A 17748-nucleotide genomic window follows, 5' to 3' on the forward strand; every position below is an offset into this window, starting at 1 on the left:
CGATGCTTGAAGCGCTCACTCTTCGCCGCCCGCATCTCCTTCGAGCTTCAGCGCCGCCAGCTCGTCCAGCATATCCAACAATTGTTCGACTCGCTGCGGACCGAAGCGCTCGCCTATATCGGCATAGACCTTCAAGCTCTCCGGCATGACCGCATCGATCAATGCCCGCCCTGCGGGCGTGATCCGCATCAAAACCCGTCGACCGTCAGCCTTGTCCTTATGCTTCGTGATGAAACCGCGCTCCTCCAACGAGCGAATCATACGCGTCAGGCTCGGCGCCAGGATAGAAGCCTTGTCCGCCACTTCGCTTGCATCGAGTGTACCCGCTTCAAACAGCACGCGGATGACCCGCCACTGCTGCTCGGTTACGTCATGCGCCGCCAAGATCGGCCGGAAGTGACTCATCACCGCTTCACGGGCGCGCAACAGCCCGATCGTCAAGGATCTCCGCCGCTCTTGCAGCGACTGGCCCATCGATGACGAGGGTGTTTGGGATTCATCCTGCTGCCCATTCTTCATGCGGGTTCTATCTTGCATTTCGGCCGATCGCGCCATTGTGGAATTTCGATCCTTCCCGAGCTTCGTGAAGCCGTTGGAAATCATACGGATAAGTTCATCAACATAGAAAGGAGTGATCACAAGCTCAACTCAGAAACAAGCAGGCCATGTTGAAAGGCTGTGTTTTCGATCGCATCGAGACCACCTGTAAACGGAAACAGTTTTTGAATAGCCATCAGGATGATCGTTGGGAGTACGAGCCAGACTCACCTTCACATCTTGGCGACCCATAGGAACAAAAATCCCTTTGTTGCCGTTTTAGCGCCAGAGGTAGATCATGTTAACGCATGAAACATGGCAGGAGCCCGTAAGCCTGGAACTACACCGGATCGGCGAGTTTCGAACGATCAGGAGCAGTTTGGAAGCACTCGATTGTCTGTCGACGGATTGGCCCGCCGAAGAAGATCAGGCTTATGAAGATGCGTTGATGATCTGTCGCGCCGCAGTCGAAGGCAAATCCACTGCTGAGCTTGCGAGAGACGCCTTCATCGTCGCGGCGTACGAAGCCCGCATCTACATGAAGCTCGGTTATTTCATCCCAGATTTTGTCACCATCGAGCCACCGAAAGCGCTATTCTGAAATCGCGATCGGCGCCCGCCCTGCATATCGTCCTTGATCGGCGCTGCGAAAGTGGTCTTGCCCGTCCTCGAACGAACCTCATATTTTGCCTACAAGCGAAAGTCAGAGCGAGGAAACATGATCATGGCCAGCCTGCCCGTTACCACACGCATCGTCCTTGCATCACGCCCATCCGGAAAGCCCGTAGCGGCGAATTTCCGGGTCGAGCAAGAAACGCTCCGGGATCTCGCCGAGGGCGAAGTGCTTCTCCAAATTCTTTATCTTTCCCTCGACCCCTATATGCGGGGCCGCATGGACGATGCAAAGTCCTATGCCAAGCCGGTCGAAATCGGCGACGTGATGGAAGGTGGAACGGTTGCCCGGGTCGTCAGCAGCCGCAATGCAACATTCAAGCCAGGGGATATCGTCCTTTCGCATTCCGGCTGGCAGAGCTATGCGATTTCAGACGGTACCGCATTGCGCAAGCTCGATCCCGAGGCGGCGCCGATCACGACCGCACTCGGCATTCTCGGAATGCCTGGCTTCACGGCCTATGCAGGGCTTCGCAATATCGGCAAACCGAAAGCCGGCGAAACGCTGGTCGTCGCTGCGGCGAGTGGTGCTGTTGGCTCCGCCGTCGGCCAGATCGCCAGAATTTTCGGGGCGCGGGCTGTCGGAATAGCAGGTGGGCGCGAGAAGTGCGAATATGTGCGCGAAGAACTCGGCTTCGACGCGGTGGTAGACCATCGTTCTGATGATTTTGCGGCAGAACTCGCCGCCGTCTGTCCGAAGGGGATCGATGTCTACTTCGAGAATGTCGGCGGCCACGTCTGGAGCGCGGTCTTTCCTCTGCTCAACGACTTTGCGCGCGTTCCGGTCTGCGGGCTGATCGCACACTACAACGAAACCGCTTCCGCCTCGAGCGGACATGATCAACTCCCCGCCGTGATGCGAGCCATTCTGCGCAAAAGCCTCACCATACGAGGCTTCATCCAGCGCGAATTCGCCGACCAGCGCCCTGACTTCTATCGCGAGGCCGGAACATGGATCGCCGACGGCCGGCTCAAATATAAGGAAGACATCGTGGACGGGCTCGAAAACGCTCCCTCGGCTTTTTTTGGTCTTCTGGAAGGAGGGAATTTTGGCAAGCTGATCGTCCGTGTCGCGACTTGAGCATCAAGGCTTCTCCCTAAAGCACTGCAAGCCCGCATCTCTTTGCCGCTCTGCGGATCGCACGAGCGGCAGAATCACGCAAACAATTGTCCCTATAGTCTATAAATATAGTTTGTTATTTCTCCCGATAGCCCGCTTTTTGCCGTTACCCTTTTGACGGTGATATCAAGGGCCGTGCGGCCCTGAACAAAGGGGCTCAAAATGAATTTCAGGAACTTGATTGCGGCGATCGCTGTCGGCGTCGGCACTCTTACAACGGCGATCGTTGCCGAAGCGGCGGACAAGAAGGTCGTCGTCGGCTATCAGACCGATGCCTTGCCCTCTTCCGTTGCGATCGCAAACGGCGAATTCGCCAAGGATACGGGATACGACATCGACTTCCGCAGGTTCAATTCGGGCGCCGAGATTTTCGCCGCCATTGCCTCCGGCGACGTTCAGGTCGGTTATGTCGGCTCCAGCCCGTTTGCGGCTGCGGTATCGCGCGGCCTCGAGGTCAAGGCCTTCTATCTCGCATCCATCTCGGGCATCGACGAGGCTCTTGTCGTGCGCAACGGTTCCGGGATCGAAAGCCTGAACGACCTGAAAGGCAAGAAGCTTGCCGCCGCGCCTGTCTCCACCGACCACTATCAGCTCCTGGCGCTCATCAAATCGCTGGGCCTGACCGAGAAGGACGTCCAGGTTTTCGCAATCCCTCAGCCCGAGATCGTCGCCAGCTATAACCGCGGCGACATCGATGGCGGTTTCGTCTGGGATCCGGCTCTGACCGAACTCAAGAAGAACGGAAAGGTCCTCGTGACCTCCAAGGATGTGGCGAACAAGGGCGCGCCGACCTTCTCGGCATGGGTCGCGACTTCGAAATTTGCCGCCGACAACCCGCAATTCCTGAAGGGTTTCGCTTCGGTCATCAACAAATACTACGCGTCCTTCGCCTCAGATAAGGCCGCCTGGGGTCCCGATAGTGATAACGCCAAGTCGCTCGCCAAACTCCTCGGCGGAACGCCCGAGCAGCAGGCCTCGGCCCTGAAGAACCTGACGTTGCTCACGCCCGAGGTCCAGGCATCGGATGCTTGGCTCGGCGGCGGGGAAAAGGCGGGGGCCGGCAAGATCCTCAAGGACACGGCATCGTTCCTGAAGGAGCAGGGCAAGGTGTCCGACGTGCTGGCGAATTATGGAGCCTTCGTAACCGCAGACGCACTCGCCAGCGTCAGCAACTGATCCTCCCTGACGCCGGCGCGACAGTCGCGCCGGCGTCGAACCCGCGAGCGCCAACATGCTTAAAGTCGATCACGCCAGCGTTTTCTTCGCAGCCCGTGACGGGCGGACCGTCCACGCGCTCGATCGCGTTTCCTTCGATATTCCCGAACGCGGCTTCGTCGTCGCACTCGGAGCCTCGGGATGCGGCAAATCCACCCTTCTCAACGCGATTGCCGGTTTCCTTCCGCTTTCCGATGGCCGGATAACACTCGATGGCCGCGCAGTCGCACGGCCGGGTGCCGATCGCGGCGTCGTCTTTCAGAAAGACTCGCTGCTGCCATGGAAGTCCGTTGCCGACAATGTCGCGCTCGGCCTGAAATTCGCCGGCGTCAACCGGAAGGAACGGCAAGCGCGTGCCTTGGAACTGCTGCGGCTCGTCGGTCTCGACGAATTCGCCGGCGCCTTTCCCTATGAGCTATCGGGCGGCATGCGGCAGCGGGTCGGTATCGCACGCGCGCTCGCGACCAATCCCGACATCCTGCTGATGGACGAACCATTTGGCGCGCTCGACAGCCTGACACGCGAGCAGATGCAGGAGCTGCTGGTTTCCGTCTGGAATAAGACGGCAAAGAAGGTTTTCTTCATCACGCATTCGATCGAAGAGGCCTTGTTCCTTGGCACGCAGGTCCTGGTCATGTCACCTCGGCCGGGACGCGTCGTTGCGCGCTTCGATCTCGATTTCGTCCGCCGCTTTGCCGAAACCGGCGATGCCCGCGCCATCAAGGCGTCGCCGGAATTTGCCGAGCTGCGCGAGGAGATCCGCGCCATCCTCCATAGCAGCGAAGATTTCAGGAGTGCCGCATGAGCGATATAGTCCAAGCCTCGCCGGTTGCGGCGTACAGAGAGGATCGCCAGGTCAAGCTGGTGAAGATGGCGAGCTTCGGTGCCGGGGAGAGGCCCACGGTCTTGATCAGCACTGTTACCGCCCTGGCCATATTGCTGTTGTGGTGGCTCGTATCCGCGCTCGGTGTTGTTTCCCACCTCTTCCTGCCGCGTCCGGGCGAAGTGCTGACGCAAATCGGTGTCATCTATCGCGACGGTTATGCCGGAGCGTCGCTTTCCGAGCATGTCTTTGCAAGCCTGTTCCGCATCGTGGTCGCAGCCTTCATCGCCATCTCCGCCGGCATTCCACTCGGATTGCTCATGGGTTTGAACCGCTGGGCAAAGGGGGTGCTGGATGCACCGATCGAGTTCTACTGGCCGCTGCCGCCCCTCTCCTACCTGCCGCTGATGATCATCTGGCTCGGCATCGGCGAGACGTCGAAGATCACGCTGCTTGTGCTTGCGATGTTCGCGCCGATCTGCCTCTCGGCGCAGGCGGGCGTTCGTTCGCTCCCGATCGAGCGCGTCAATGCAGCGCGTTCGCTGGGTGCAAGCCGGCTGCAGCTCTTCATCGACATCGTGCTGCCGTCCGCCCTGCCCGAGATTCTCACCGGCATCCGAATTGCGCTTGGCGTCGGCTGGGGCACGCTGGTCGCAGCCGAATTGATCGCTTCCACACGCGGGATCGGCTTCATGATCATGTCAGCGTCGCAGTTCCTGGCGACCGACGTCGTCTTCGTGGGCATTGGCATCATCGCAATCTGCGCCTTCGCCTTCTCGGCCGCCATTCGCTTTCTGGAAGCTTTCCTCGTGCCCTGGAAGGGCAAACTGTAACCAGGGGCGGTTTTCCGTCGCTCCATTCAGCGGCCTCGACCGGGCGACTGATGGCTCTGGAATAAACCAGAGCCATCATTTCAGTGCATTCGCCTTCGGACGGACGCGGATGATCCTTATTTCACCCTTACAATCTTACCACAGGCGATCGGCAGGGTGACATGCGAGGGGACGGTGCCGAGCGAGCCGACGCTTGCCGGCAAGGTATGACCCTCGGGAACGCCATGTACCAGGGCCTTTCGGCGATGGCTGAGAGAAGCAGCCATCGCTTTTCCGTCGACCACCGTAGCCGTCACCCCATGCGCTCGGAGGCATAGGAGCCGGGGCTTGCCGGGAAGACGACCGTGCGGTTGCCGTTGATGAAGATGCGGTGGTGGATGTGGGCATGGATGGCCCGTGCCAGCACCTGGCTTTCCACGTCGCGGCCGATCGAGACATAATCCTCCGCCGACTGCGCATGGGTGATGCGAGCGACGTCCTGTTCGATGATAGGACCCTCGTCGAGATCGGCGGTGACGTAGTGCGCCGTCGCGCCGATCAGCTTCACGCCACGCTCGTAGGCCTGCTTGTAGGGGTTGGCGCCCTTGAAGCTCGGCAGGAAGGAGTGGTGGATATTGATGATCCGACCGGACATCTCCCGGCAGAGCGCATCCGACAGGACCTGCATGTAGCGGGCAAGCACCACTAGGTCGGCCTTAGTGTCCTGCACGATCTGCAGCAGCCGAGCTTCCGCGTCCGGCTTGTTGGCCTTGGTGACCGGCACATGGAAGAAAGGAATGTCGTGGTTGACCACCAGTTTCTGATAGTCGAGATGGTTCGACACGACCGCGACGATGTCGATCGGCAGGGCGCCGATACGCCAGCGATAGAGCAGGTCGTTCAGGCAGTGGCCGAAGCGCGAGACCATAAGGACGACCTTCATGCGCTCCTCGGCGTCATGGATGTCGAAGGTCATGCTGAACTTGTCGGCGATCGGCGCAAAGCCTTCGGCAAGCTCCGGCCGGTCGCTGCCTTCTTCGGACAGGAAGGAAATGCGCATGAAAAACAGACCGTTCTCCAGGTCGTCAAACTGCGAGCTGTCGATGATGTAGCAACCCTGGCTCGCGAGATAGCCGGAGATCGCCGCGACGATGCCACGGGTGGTTGGGCAGGCAACGGTCAGCACGAATTTCATCGGAGGAGGTCCTTCATATCACGGGAAAAAGAAAGTCCCGGATCGCTCCGGGACCAGTTGCGCCCTGGGAGGGACGGATCAGACGTCGAGTGTGGTCTGGTGTTCCCAGCTCGTGAACTGCGAGCAATAGGCGTTCCATTCGCCATGCTTGAGCTTGAGATAGGCCGCGGAAAACTCCTTGCCGAGCGCGGTCTGGAGCCCTTCGTCTTCTTCATAGGCCCGCAGCGCGTCGAGGAGGTTGAGCGGCAGCTTGGGCGCATCCGTGACCGTGTGACCGTCCTTGTACATGTCGATGTCATAATGCGCGCCCGGATCGGCGTTGCTCTTGAGACCGCTCAGGCCGGCCGCGATGATGATGGCCTGCAGCAGATAGGGATTGACGGCGCCGTCGGGCAGGCGAAGCTCGAAGCGGCCGGGGCCAGGTACGCGAACCATGTGGGTGCGGTTGTTGCCGGTCCAGGTCACGGTGTTCGGCGCCCAAGTCGCACCGGAAATCGTGCGGGGCGCGTTGATCCGCTTATAGGAATTCACCGTCGGATTGGTGACAGCGGCAAGCGCCGAGGCGTGTTTCATGATGCCGCCGAGGAAGGTCTTGCCCTTGGCGGAAAGGCCGAACGGCATTTCCCTGTCGGCAAAGGCATTGACCTTGCCGTCGAGGTCCCAGACCGAGATATGGGCATGGCAGCCATTGCCGGTCAGGCCCTTGAACGGCTTGGGCATGAAGGTGGCGCGCAGGCCATGCTTTTCCGCAACCGACTTGACCATGAATTTGAAGAAGGAATGCTTGTCGGCCGTCTTCAGGGCGTCGTCGTATTCCCAGTTCATCTCGAACTGGCCGTTGGCGTCTTCATGGTCGTTCTGGTAGGGCTTCCAGCCGAGCGCCAGCATATGGTCGCAGATTTCAGCGATGACGTCATAGCGGCGCATCAGGGCCTGCTGGTCGTAACAGGGCTTTTCCGCATTGTCGAATTCGTCGGAGATCTTCTCGCCGTCCGCCGAGATCAGGAAAAACTCCGGCTCGACGCCGGTCTTCACGCGAAGCCCCATTTCCGCTGCTTCCGCGACCAGTTTCTTCAGCACCACCCGCGGCGCCTGGGCGACCGGCTGGTCTTCCATGACGCAATCGGCCGCGACCCAGGCAACATCCTTCTTCCACGGAAGCTGGATAACGGAGGATGCGTCGGGGATCGCGAAGAGATCCGGATGAGCCGGCGTCAGGTCGAGCCAGGTGGCGAAACCGGCAAAGCCGGCACCATCCTTCTGCATGTCGACGATCGCTTCAGCCGGCACGAGCTTGGCGCGCTGGGCGCCGAACAGGTCGGTGTAGCTGATCATAAAATATTTTATGCCGCGCTCGGCGGCGAAGTTTGAAAGATCCTGTGTCACGTAGTTCCCCTGTTTTTATGGATTGAGACACATGTTGAAAGGAAAATGGCCGCATCCCTGGGAGCAGGACACGGCCATTCGGTGTTAGAACCCGCCCTTACCCGGGTACCAGTTGGTGCCGGCGAGCGGCACCTGGGCCATGGCCGCTGCTTCCATGGTCAGCGCGCAGAGGTCTTCCGGCTCAAGGTTGTGAAGCTTGTTCTTGCCGCAGGCGCGGGCAATCGTCTGCGCCTCGAGGGTCATGACCTTGAGGTAGTTGGCGAGGCGCCGGCCGGCCGCGACCGGGTCGAGACGGGCGGCAAGTTCCGGATCCTGGGTGGTGATCCCGGCGGGATCCTTGCCTTCGTGCCAGTCGTCATAGGCTCCTGCGGTCGTGCCGAGCTTGCGATATTCCTCCTCCCACTTCGGGTCGTTGTCGCCGATAGCGACGAGGGCTGCCGTGCCGATGGCAACAGCATCCGCACCAAGCGCCAGGGCCTTGGCGACATCGGCGCCGGAGCGGATGCCGCCGGAGACGATCAGTTGCACCTTGCGGTGCATGCCGAGGTCCTGCAGAGCCTGGACTGCCGGACGAATACAGGCGAGCGTCGGCATCCCGACATTTTCGATGAAGACATCTTGGGTCGCCGCCGTGCCGCCCTGCATGCCGTCCAGCACCACCACGTCGGCGCCGGCCTTCACGGCCAGTGCCGTATCGTAATAGGGCCGGGCGCCGCCGACCTTCACATAGATCGGCTTTTCCCAGTCGGTGATCTCGCGCAATTCGAGGATTTTGATTTCCAGGTCGTCGGGACCGGTCCAGTCCGGGTGGCGGCACGCCGAGCGCTGGTCGATGCCCTTGGGCAGGTTGCGCATGTTTGCGACGCGATCCGAAATCTTCTGGCCGAGCAGCATGCCGCCGCCGCCCGGCTTGGCGCCCTGGCCTACGACCACTTCGATCGCATCGGCCCGGCGCAGGTCCTTCGGGTTCATGCCATAGCGCGACGGCAGGTACTGGTAGACTAGCGTCTGGCTGTGGCCGCGCTCCTCGTCTGTCATGCCGCCGTCGCCCGTAGTGGTCGATGTGCCGGCAATCGTCGCGCCGCGTCCGAGGGCTTCCTTGGCATTGCCCGACAGCGCACCAAAACTCATGCCGGCGATCGTGATTGGTGTCTTGAGGTGGATCGGCTTCTTGGCAAACCGCGTGCCAAGCACCACGGAAGTATCGCACTTCTCGCGATAGCCTTCCAGCGGGTAACGCGAGATCGAGGCGCCGAGAAACAGCAGGTCGTCGAAATGCGGAACCTTGCGCTTGGTGCCGGCGCCGCGGATGTCGTAGATACCGGTCGCCGCAGCCCGGCGAATTTCAGCAAGCGTGTAGTCGTCGAAGGTTGCGGACTTACGCGGAGGGGTGAACGGGTTGTGATAGCTCATGATTTTTCCTCGCCTCAGTACGCGTCAGCGTTGTCGATATTGAAGTTGTAGAGCTTGCGGGCGGAGCCGTAGCGCTTGAATTCTTCCGGTCGGACGCCGCTGACGCCTGCCTTGTCGAGAAGCTCAGAAAGCTTTTCGAGATGCTCGGGCCGCATCTCCTTTTCGATGCAGTCGGTTCCCAGGCTCTTGACGGACCCGCGCACGAAAAGCTTGGCTTCGTAGAGGCTGTCGCCGAGCGCCTCTCCGGCATCGCCGAGAACGACGAGATGACCGGACTGGCCCATGAAGGCGGACATGTGCCCGATGGAACCGTGAACGACGATGTCGATGCCCTTCATCGAGATGCCGCAGCGCGAGGCGGCGTTGCCCTTGATGACGAGCAAACCGCCGCGGCCGGTGGCGCCCGCATACTGGCTGGCATCGCCTTCGATCACGACGGTGCCGGACATCATGTTTTCGGCAACGCCCGGACCGGCTGAGCCATGGACCGTGACCGTGCCGCCATCATTCATGCCGGCGCAGTAATAGCCGACCGAGCCCCTGACCTCGACGGTGACGGGAGCATCGATGCCGACGGCAACCGCATGGCTGCCGCGCGGATTGACCACCTCGAAGGCGGTGTCGTTGGCGCCGGCACCGAGATTGTGCAGGGCGCTGTTGAGTTCGCGCAGCGGCGTGTGAGAAAGATCGAAGACAGGCATGGAGCTAAAACTTTCTTGTCGTGAAGGGCGGGGCTTCAGGCGGCCTTTTCGTGATCCCAGAAATAGACGGTGGCCGGTTCCGGCTCCCAGACGCGTGCGCTCTCGATGCCTGGCAAATTGACGAGCGCGCGGTACTCCGATCCGAAGGCGACGTATTGATCTGTCTCGGCCATGACCGCAGGCTTGCAAGCGATCGGATCACGCACGACGCCGAAGCCGGACTTCGTGCCGACGACGAACGTAAAAAAGCCGTCGAGGTCGTCGAGCGCGCCGGTCAGGGCCTCGCCGAGGTCTTTGCCCTTCGCCATTTCCGCTGTCAGGTAGGCAGCCGCCACTTCGGAGTCATTCTGCGTTTCGAAGGTCATGCCTTCCCGAATGAGTTCGCGGCGAAGATTGTTGTGATTGGAGAGCGAGCCGTTGTGCACGAGGCATTGGTCAGCCCCGGTCGAAAAGGGATGAGCGCCCAGTGTGGTTACAGCCGATTCCGTGGCCATGCGGGTATGGCCGATGCCGTGCGAACCGCTCATGGCGCGAACGTTGAAGCGCTCCACCACTTCCTTCGGAAGGCCAGTTTCCTTGTAGATTTCGACGCTGTCGCCGGAGCCCATGACGCGGATATCCGGGTGACTGGCCGCCAGAAACGCACGCAGCTCGCCAGCGCTGCCATTGGTTTCGACGACCGCGTGCGTGCTTTTGACGGTGACGGTCGCGGACAGGCCGGCGCTCTCCAATTCGCCCCGAAGCCCGGCGAAGGCAGTCTCCGGCGATGCCGACTGCAGCGTAAGCTTCGTCCTTCCTTCGGATGGGGCGCCGTAGATCGCAATGCCGGCGGAATCAGGCCCGCGGTCGGTCATTGTTATCAGCATATCGGACAGCATCTCGCCGAGTTTCGGCTCGAGCGTCCGGTCTTTCAAAAACAATCCAACAATGCCGCACATAACTTCCAACACCCTCCATTCGTTTGCCAATGGAGGGCTATCATACGGTATGCCGCATTTCAACCTAAAAGAATAAATTTTTCTTTTTAAGCAAAATTACTCATGGTTCGCTTTTTGCGGATAGGAGATGATCGAAAGATAACGGGCCGGCAATTTGACCAATTCCTCCGGCCCATGCGGCGCGTCAGCATCGAAGAAAAGGCTGTCACCCGGCTGCATGGAGTAGAGCGTGTCCGCGTGCCGATAAACGACCTCGCCCGCCAGCATATAGAGGAACTCCATTCCCTCATGCTGAAAGGTTGGAAAGACGTCTGATTCCGTGGTGAGCGTGATCAGATAGGGCTCGACCGTAACGCCGCTGCTATTGTTGTCGATATGGCCGAGAAGACTGTATTGATGGCCAGCGCGCGTACCGCGGCGCTCGATGTTGACGCCCTCACCTGCCTTGACGAAAATCGCGGTACGCGGCTCCTCAAAGCGTCGGAAGAATGCCGTGAGCGGTACGCCGAGTGCCTTGGAAAGCGCCTGCAAAGTTGATAGCGAAGGCGAAATATTGCCATTTTCGATTTTTGACAGCATCCCCACCGACATATCGGTTGCCGCCGCCAGATCGGTCACGGTGATACCGAGCTTCTTGCGGTAGGCGCGGACCTCATGACCAATCGCCATCTCGAGATTGTTTTCGCGCGGCTCGCGGACAGCATGCGGATTCTGTGCGAGAGCAGTCTTGCTTGCTGCCGCTTCTTTTTGGGTGTTCTTGGCCATTATTTCTCTTCCCTGTCTGCCTGCGGATCGCTTTCTACGGCGTCCGGCGGATTGCTCTAGCGGATTTTGGCGTCAGCCCAAAATGTTGTCTGAAGGCTCTCGAAAAATGCGAAGCGCTGGAGAAACCAGTGGCGAAAGCCAGTTCGGAGATTGACAGAGGGCTTTGTTCAAGCAGCCGGCGGGCATGATCGAGCCGAATCCGATGATAGCTGTCATGGAAGCTGACACCAAGCTGTTCGGCAAACAGCCGGTCGAGGTGACGCGGGCTCAGTCCGACGAGCTTTGCCATCGTCCGGCGATCCATTGGCTGTTCTATGGTGGCTTCCATCTTTTCCAGAACCGTGATCAGGGCCGGATGATGCGTGCCGAACCGCTCGCTCGAAGAGCCGCGCTGCGGTGCTGTCGGCTCCGCTACGGCCGTATGGAGATACCAGTCGCTGACCCGTCTCGCAAAGGCCGTTCCCAGCCTGCCTTCGATCAGGGCATGCATCATGTCTAGCGGAGCCACGCCGCCGCCGCAGGTGATGCGGTCGCCATCCAGCACATAGCGCGCCTGCCGCGGGGAGAGATGGGGAAAGGCCTCGCGCATGGCCGGGGCATGCTCCCAATGGATGGTGAAATCGCGCCCATCCATCAGGCCGGCGGCGGCAAGAAGATAGGAGCCGCTGGAAATTCCGCCGATGCGCACGCCCTGGCGAGCCAGTCTGCGAAGCACGGGATGCAGGCCTGCGGCATCCTTCCAGTCGCCGGGATTGCCGCCGGCAACGACAAAGATCGTGTGGCAGCTCGCACCGATGACCGAAATGTCTTCGCAGGGAATTGCAAACCCGGAGGAGGACGCGACAGCCCTGCCGTCGACCGAAAGCGGGATGACCTCATAGAGGCCGGTCTGGGCAATCAGGTTTGCAGCACGCAAGGGCTCGGTCGCCGATGCGTAGGACATCAGCGCGAAATTCGGGGTCAGCGCGAAGCCGTAGCGTTGGGTGGAGGACGAGCTGTTATCACGCATGTCTTCAATTTATCCTGAAATGGCCTAATTCTGCAATTGTTGATCGCATTCCTGGCCTAGCCTTCCTTCAGTCTCACAAATCGAGCGGACACGGATGCGGTATTCGGCACTTTCGATCTTCCTCAATGGTCTTCGTGGCAACAGGAATTGGGCCGCTCACTGGCGGCAGCCAGAGCCGAAACCCCATTATGACGTGATCATCGTCGGTGGCGGCGGACATGGCCTGGCGACGGCCTACTACCTGTCGAAGACCTTCGGAATCAGAAATGTCGCCGTGCTGGAAAAGGGCTATATCGGCTCGGGCAATGTCGGGCGAAACACCACGATCATCCGCTCCAACTATCTGCTGCCCGGCAACAATCCCTTCTATGAGTTCTCGCTGAAGCTATGGGAAGGTCTGGAGCAGGACTTCAACTTTAACGCCATGGTCTCGCAGCGCGGCGTTCTCAATCTCTTTCATTCCGACGCCCAACGCGATGCCTATACGCGGCGCGGCAACGCCATGCGCCTGCATGGCGTCGATGCCGAGCTGCTGGACCGCGCGGCAGTTCGCACCATGCTGCCCTTTCTCGACTACGAGAATGCCCGCTTCCCGGTCCAGGGCGGCTTGCTGCAGCGGCGTGGCGGCACGGTACGCCATGACGCTGTCGCCTGGGGTTACGCCCGCGGCGCCGACAGCCATGGCGTCGATATTATCCAGAATTGCGAGGTGACGGATATCCGCCTTGAAAACGGTAGGGCGGTCGGGGTGGAAACCAGCCGCGGCTTCATCGCCTGCAACAAGCTCGCGCTTGCTGCTGCCGGCAATTCGTCACGCGTGGCGGAGATGGCCGGACTGAAGCTGCCGATCGAGAGCCACGTGCTGCAGGCCTTCGTTTCCGAGGGCCTGAAACCATTCATCGATGGCGTTGTCACCTTCGGCGCCGGACATTTCTATGTCTCGCAATCCGACAAGGGCGGCCTGGTGTTCGGCGGCGATATCGACGGCTACAACTCCTATGCGCAACGCGGCAACCTGGCCACAGTCGAGCATGTCGCGGAAGCCGGCAAGGCCATGATCCCGGCGCTCTCGCGCATCCGCGTGCTGCGGTCCTGGGGCGGCATCATGGACATGTCGATGGATGGCTCGCCGATCATCGACAAGGTGCATCTCGATAATCTCTATCTGAACTCCGGCTGGTGCTACGGCGGTTTCAAAGCGACGCCCGCATCGGGCTATTGCTTTGCCCACCTGATTGCCCGCGACGAGCCGCACGAGACGGCGAGAGCGTTCCGCCTCGACCGCTTCCAGCGCGGCTACATGATCGATGAAAAGGGCCAGGGCGCCCAGCCGAACCTTCACTGATTTTTCCGAAAGCGACACGACATGGCCAGCCGTATTCCCTGCCCTCACTGCGGGCTTCGCCCGAAGGAAGAATTCACTGTGAAAGGCGCCGCCCTGCCGCGCCCTGCCGCCGACGCCGGAGCGGACCTCTGGTTCGATTATGTCTATCTGCGCGACAATCCGCGTGGCGCTTACCAGGAATATTGGCACCACACCTCCGGGTGCCGCCGCTGGCTCGTCGTTTCGCGCGATACGGCCACGCATGAGATCCATGATTGCCGTGATGCTGCTGAACGAAAGGAGGTGCTTGCATGACCTCCTTTCGTCTTTCGAAAGGCGGCCTGATCAAACGGGAGAAGGCGCTTTCCTTCACCTTTGACGGCAAGCCGATGACGGGTCTGGTGGGGGATACGCTTGCTTCGGCCTTGCTGGCCAACGGTCGGCAACTGGTTGGGCGCAGTTTCAAATATCACCGCCCGCGCGGCATCCTGACGGCTGGCGCGGCCGAACCCAATGCGCTGATGACCATCGGCCGCGGCGGGCGGACCGAGCCCAATACACGCGCCACCATGCAGGATCTCTATGAGGGCCTGGAAGCGAAGAGCCAGAACCGCTGGCCCTCGCTGGAGCATGATATCGGTGCGGTCAATGGCCTGCTTTCACCCTTTTTGTCTGCCGGCTTCTACTACAAGACCTTCATGTGGCCGGGCAAATTCTGGGAGAAGGTCTACGAACCCTTCATCCGCAAGGCGGCAGGTCTCGGCAGGGCCTCCTATGAAGCGGATCCGGATGCCTATGAGAAATGCTGGGCGCATTGCGATCTGCTGGTGATCGGCGCTGGGGCCGCGGGCCTTATGGCGGCGCTTGCCGCGGGCCGGGCCGGAGCGCGGGTGATCCTGGTCGATGAAAATGCGGCGCTTGGCGGCTACGCCTTGAGCGAAACGGCGCTGATCGGCGAACAGCCGGCATCGTCCTTTGCCGCAGGCGTGGTTGCGGAACTGGAGAGCCTTTCCAATGTCCAGCTTCTCCCGCGCACGACGGTATTCGGCTGGTATGACGGCCAGGTTTTCGGGGCCGTGGAGCGTGTGCAGAAACATGTTGCCGTGCCTCTGGCAAATCTGCCGGTCGAGCGCCTGTGGCGCATTGCGGCAAAAAAGGCCATTCTGGCAACGGGTGCCGAAGAGCGCCCGCTGGTCTTCGGCGGCAACGACATTCCGGGCGTCATGATGGCCGGCGCCATGCGCAGCTATCTCAATCACTATGCCGTTGCGCCGGGCAGGAAGACGGCGGTTTTCACCAGCAATGACAGCGGCTATGCGCTCGCCGCTGATCTGGAAGCTGCCGGCATGGAGGTGGCAGCGGTCATCGACAGCCGTCGCGATGCGAATATCGCCTATACCGGCAAGGCCCGGCTGGTGCGGGGCGGCTTCGTCTCGAACGTGCATGGCGGCAAGGCAGTCGAAGCGATCGACATCTGGCGCGAAGGGCAGTCGGAGCGGCTCGCGATCGACAGTCTCGCCATGTCAGGCGGCTTCTCGCCGATCATCCACCTTGCCTGCCATCGCGGCGGCAAGCCGCGCTGGTCCGACGACCATTCCGCTCTCCTCGCCCCCGACGACTTGGCGGATCTGGCGCTTGCGGGCTCGGCCGCAGGTGTCTTTGGGCTGCATGCCTCCATGGCGTCGGGACAGAAGGCTGCGGCCGCAGCACTGTCGGACCTCGGCTTTTCCCATTCTGTCAGCGAGATCCCGGTCGTCGAGCGTGAAACCGTGCCAGCGCCGGCCAAACCGCTCTGGTCTATTCCCGGCATCACCGGCAAGGCTTTCGTCGATTATCAGAACGACGTGCATCTGAAGGATCTCGGCCTTGCGGTGCAGGAAGGCTATGGTCACGTGGAGCTTGCCAAGCGCTATACGACCAACGGCATGGCGACCGATCAGGGCAAGCTTTCCAACATCAACGCCATCGGCCTCCTCTCCGAGGCGCGGCGTGTTTCGCCGGCCGAGGTCGGCACCACGACCTTCCGTCCCTTCTATACGCCCGTTTCCTTCGGCGCCCTGGCGGGGGCCTCGCACGGGAAGCATTTCCAGCCGGTGCGCAAGTCGCCACTGCACGATTGGGCGGCGAAAAACGGCGCGACCTTCGTCGAAACGGGTCTTTGGTATCGCTCCGCCTGGTTCCCGCGGGCGGGGGAAAATGGCTGGCGCGAAAGCGTCGACCGCGAGGTGAAAAATATCCGGCTGCATGTCGGCATCTGCGATGTCTCCATGCTCGGCAAGATCGAAGTGTGCGGGCCGGACGCTGCGGAATTCCTTAATCGCGTCTATTGCAACGGTTTTCTGACGCTGCCGGTCGGTAAGGCTCGGTACGGGCTGATGCTGCGCGAAGACGGCTTTATATATGATGACGGAACGACCAGCCGACTTGCCGAGGACCGCTATTTCATGACGACGACCACGGCCTATGCCGCAGGTGTCATGAACCATCTCGAATTCTGCGCCCAGGCGCTTTGGCCGGAACTCGACGTGCGGCTGGCGTCGGTCACCGACCAATGGGCGCAGATGGCGGTCGCTGGCCCCAAGTCGCGGGCCGTGCTGCAGCAACTCGTCGATGACGACATGTCCAATGAAGCCTTCCCATATCTGGCGGCAAAAGAGGTTTCGCTGCTTGGCGGACGCTTGAAAGGCCGGCTGTTCCGCATATCGTTTTCCGGAGAGCTGGCCTATGAATTGGCCGTGCCGGCAGATTTCGGCGAGAGCGTTGCCAATCTCGTCATGCAGGCAGGCGCTGCCCACGGAATTTGTGCCTATGGTATCGAGGCGCTGGCTGTCCTGCGCATCGAGAAAGGGCACGTCACCCATAACGAGATCAACGGTACCGTGGTCCCAGCCGACCTCGGCTTCGGCAGGATGGTGTCCATGGCCAAGCCGGATTTCATCGGCAAGCACATGGTCGCGCGCGAGGGGCTAGTCAATCCGGATCGTCCGCAACTGGTCGGCGTCGTGCCGCTCGATCCGGCGATCAGCTTCAGGACGGGTGCACATATTCTGAAGAAGGACGCAGCGGCCTCGCTCGAAAGCGACCAAGGTTATGTGTCTTCGAGCTGCTTCTCGCCCCATGTCGGTTCCACCATCGGCCTGGCCCTCGTCAAGGGCGGCGCATCCCGCCATGGCGAAGAGGTGCAGATCTGGAACGGCCTGCGCAACGAATTTACCGCCGGCCGCCTCGTCAGCCCGGTCTTTGTCGATCCTGCAAACGAGAAACTCCATGTCTGAACGCGCGGCATCTGAGGCAGCCATGACCGAATTTGAACTCATCCGCCGCCCGGCACTTCCCGCCGGGGAACCAAAGGTGCTCGGGGGTCTGGCACTGGAGGCGGTCACCGACGGTGTGATCCTGCAGCTATTGGCCCGCCCCGGCGCAGTTGCCGAGGTCGGCATTCTGGCGGCAATCGGGCAAACAGAAGGTCTGAGCCTCAGAAACTCCGGTCCCGGACAATGGTTGTTGGTCGCCGATGGCGCTGTTGATGTTGATGTCATCGCCGATCGTCTGGCGACCGTCGCCTATCTGGTGGACCAAACGCATGGACGCAGCCGGATCCGTATCAGGGGTCCGCAGGTGCGTCAGCTCCTGGCAAAGGGTACGGGCGTGGACCTGCATGACAATCAATTCCCCATCAACCATGCCGTGATGACGCTGATCGGCCATATCGGCGCCAACCTCGCCCGCACCAGCGAGGATTGCTACGAACTCCTCGTCCTGCGCGGATTTGCCGACAGTCTGTGGCATGAACTTGAGATCATGGCCGCTGAATTTACGTAAGAGACGTTCGTGATCG

18 protein-coding genes are annotated in these 17748 nt (G+C 60.8%); 9 read left to right on the forward strand and 9 right to left on the reverse strand.

What is annotated here, in order from left to right; all coding sequences use genetic code 11:
- Positions 1-15: 15 nt before the first annotated feature.
- Complete coding sequence (gene hpaR, locus ACXHXG_RS13705) at positions 16-537, reverse strand: homoprotocatechuate degradation operon regulator HpaR (protein WP_285169683.1); 522 nt, start codon at positions 535-537, stop codon at positions 16-18.
- Between the two features lie 298 nt (positions 538-835).
- On the opposite strand from hpaR, the gene ACXHXG_RS13710 reads away from it, so the two are divergent.
- From ACXHXG_RS13710 to ACXHXG_RS13730, 5 genes are all read left to right on the forward strand, one after another.
- Entirely contained in the window at positions 836-1138 is a 303-nt protein-coding gene (locus tag ACXHXG_RS13710; protein WP_457899607.1) for a DUF982 domain-containing protein, read from the forward strand.
- Between the two features lie 123 nt (positions 1139-1261).
- Positions 1262-2290 carry an NADP-dependent oxidoreductase gene (locus ACXHXG_RS13715; protein WP_283053099.1) on the forward strand — a complete coding sequence of 343 codons (1029 nt, stop codon included), beginning with the start codon at positions 1262-1264 and terminating at the stop codon, positions 2288-2290.
- 201 nt (positions 2291-2491) lie between these two features.
- Positions 2492-3505 (forward strand): taurine ABC transporter substrate-binding protein, encoded by a 1014-nt coding sequence (gene tauA / locus ACXHXG_RS13720; protein WP_457899608.1) that lies wholly within the window; start codon positions 2492-2494, stop codon positions 3503-3505.
- A 55-nt stretch (positions 3506-3560) separates the two neighbouring features.
- Positions 3561-4349, forward strand: a complete 789-nt coding sequence (locus ACXHXG_RS13725; RefSeq protein ID WP_457899609.1) for a taurine ABC transporter ATP-binding protein — start codon at positions 3561-3563, stop codon at positions 4347-4349.
- Entirely contained in the window at positions 4346-5200 is an 855-nt protein-coding gene (locus tag ACXHXG_RS13730; protein WP_104826018.1) for an ABC transporter permease subunit, read from the forward strand. Before ACXHXG_RS13725 ends, ACXHXG_RS13730 begins: the two co-directional genes overlap by 4 nt.
- A 116-nt stretch (positions 5201-5316) precedes the next feature.
- Here ACXHXG_RS13730 and ACXHXG_RS13735 read toward each other — a convergent pair whose 3' ends face one another.
- The 8 genes from ACXHXG_RS13735 to ACXHXG_RS13770 form a co-directional block, all read right to left on the reverse strand.
- Positions 5317-5466 carry a hypothetical protein gene (locus ACXHXG_RS13735; RefSeq protein WP_457899610.1) on the reverse strand — a complete coding sequence of 50 codons (150 nt, stop codon included), beginning with the start codon at positions 5464-5466 and terminating at the stop codon, positions 5317-5319.
- 26 nt (positions 5467-5492) lie between these two features.
- Positions 5493-6374, reverse strand: a complete 882-nt coding sequence (gene purU / locus ACXHXG_RS13740) for a formyltetrahydrofolate deformylase (RefSeq protein ID WP_457899611.1) — start codon at positions 6372-6374, stop codon at positions 5493-5495.
- A 78-nt stretch (positions 6375-6452) separates the two neighbouring features.
- The gene (gene glnT, locus ACXHXG_RS13745; RefSeq protein WP_457899612.1) at positions 6453-7760 is read right to left on the reverse strand and encodes a type III glutamate--ammonia ligase; all 1308 of its coding nucleotides are present in this window, start codon (positions 7758-7760) and stop codon (positions 6453-6455) included.
- Positions 7761-7844: 84 nt separating this feature from the next.
- Positions 7845-9173, reverse strand: a complete 1329-nt coding sequence (locus ACXHXG_RS13750) for an FMN-binding glutamate synthase family protein (RefSeq protein WP_104826015.1) — start codon at positions 9171-9173, stop codon at positions 7845-7847.
- A gap of 14 nt (positions 9174-9187) precedes the next feature.
- The gene (locus ACXHXG_RS13755; protein WP_285169685.1) at positions 9188-9874 is read right to left on the reverse strand and encodes a GXGXG domain-containing protein; all 687 of its coding nucleotides are present in this window, start codon (positions 9872-9874) and stop codon (positions 9188-9190) included.
- A 35-nt stretch (positions 9875-9909) separates the two neighbouring features.
- Positions 9910-10812: a class II glutamine amidotransferase gene (locus ACXHXG_RS13760; RefSeq protein ID WP_104826013.1), complete on the reverse strand. Its 903-nt coding sequence runs from the start codon at positions 10810-10812 to the stop codon at positions 9910-9912.
- Between the two features lie 96 nt (positions 10813-10908).
- Positions 10909-11577 carry a helix-turn-helix domain-containing protein gene (locus ACXHXG_RS13765; RefSeq protein WP_457899613.1) on the reverse strand — a complete coding sequence of 223 codons (669 nt, stop codon included), beginning with the start codon at positions 11575-11577 and terminating at the stop codon, positions 10909-10911.
- A gap of 34 nt (positions 11578-11611) precedes the next feature.
- Positions 11612-12586 carry a GlxA family transcriptional regulator gene (locus ACXHXG_RS13770; RefSeq protein WP_104826011.1) on the reverse strand — a complete coding sequence of 325 codons (975 nt, stop codon included), beginning with the start codon at positions 12584-12586 and terminating at the stop codon, positions 11612-11614.
- 94 nt (positions 12587-12680) lie between these two features.
- Here ACXHXG_RS13770 and ACXHXG_RS13775 point away from each other — a divergent pair, with 94 nt between their 5' ends.
- The 4 genes from ACXHXG_RS13775 to ACXHXG_RS13790 are packed head-to-tail and all read left to right on the forward strand — an operon-like array spanning position 12681 to position 17732.
- A complete protein-coding gene (locus ACXHXG_RS13775) occupies positions 12681-13931 on the forward strand; it encodes a sarcosine oxidase subunit beta family protein (protein ID WP_457899614.1) in 1251 nt (416 codons plus the stop codon).
- Positions 13932-13952: 21 nt separating this feature from the next.
- The gene (locus ACXHXG_RS13780; protein ID WP_104826009.1) at positions 13953-14225 is read left to right on the forward strand and encodes a sarcosine oxidase subunit delta; all 273 of its coding nucleotides are present in this window, start codon (positions 13953-13955) and stop codon (positions 14223-14225) included.
- Positions 14222-17185, forward strand: a complete 2964-nt coding sequence (locus ACXHXG_RS13785) for a sarcosine oxidase subunit alpha family protein (RefSeq protein ID WP_457899615.1) — start codon at positions 14222-14224, stop codon at positions 17183-17185. The genes ACXHXG_RS13780 and ACXHXG_RS13785 overlap by 4 nt, the downstream gene beginning before the upstream one ends.
- 22 nt (positions 17186-17207) lie before the next feature.
- On the forward strand, positions 17208-17732 hold the full coding sequence (locus ACXHXG_RS13790; RefSeq protein WP_457899616.1) for a sarcosine oxidase subunit gamma: 525 nt from the start codon (positions 17208-17210) through the stop codon (positions 17730-17732).
- The last annotated feature ends 16 nt before the right edge of the window (positions 17733-17748 follow it).

The sequence above is a fragment of the Rhizobium sp. LEGMi-198b genome (genome assembly GCF_054114205.1).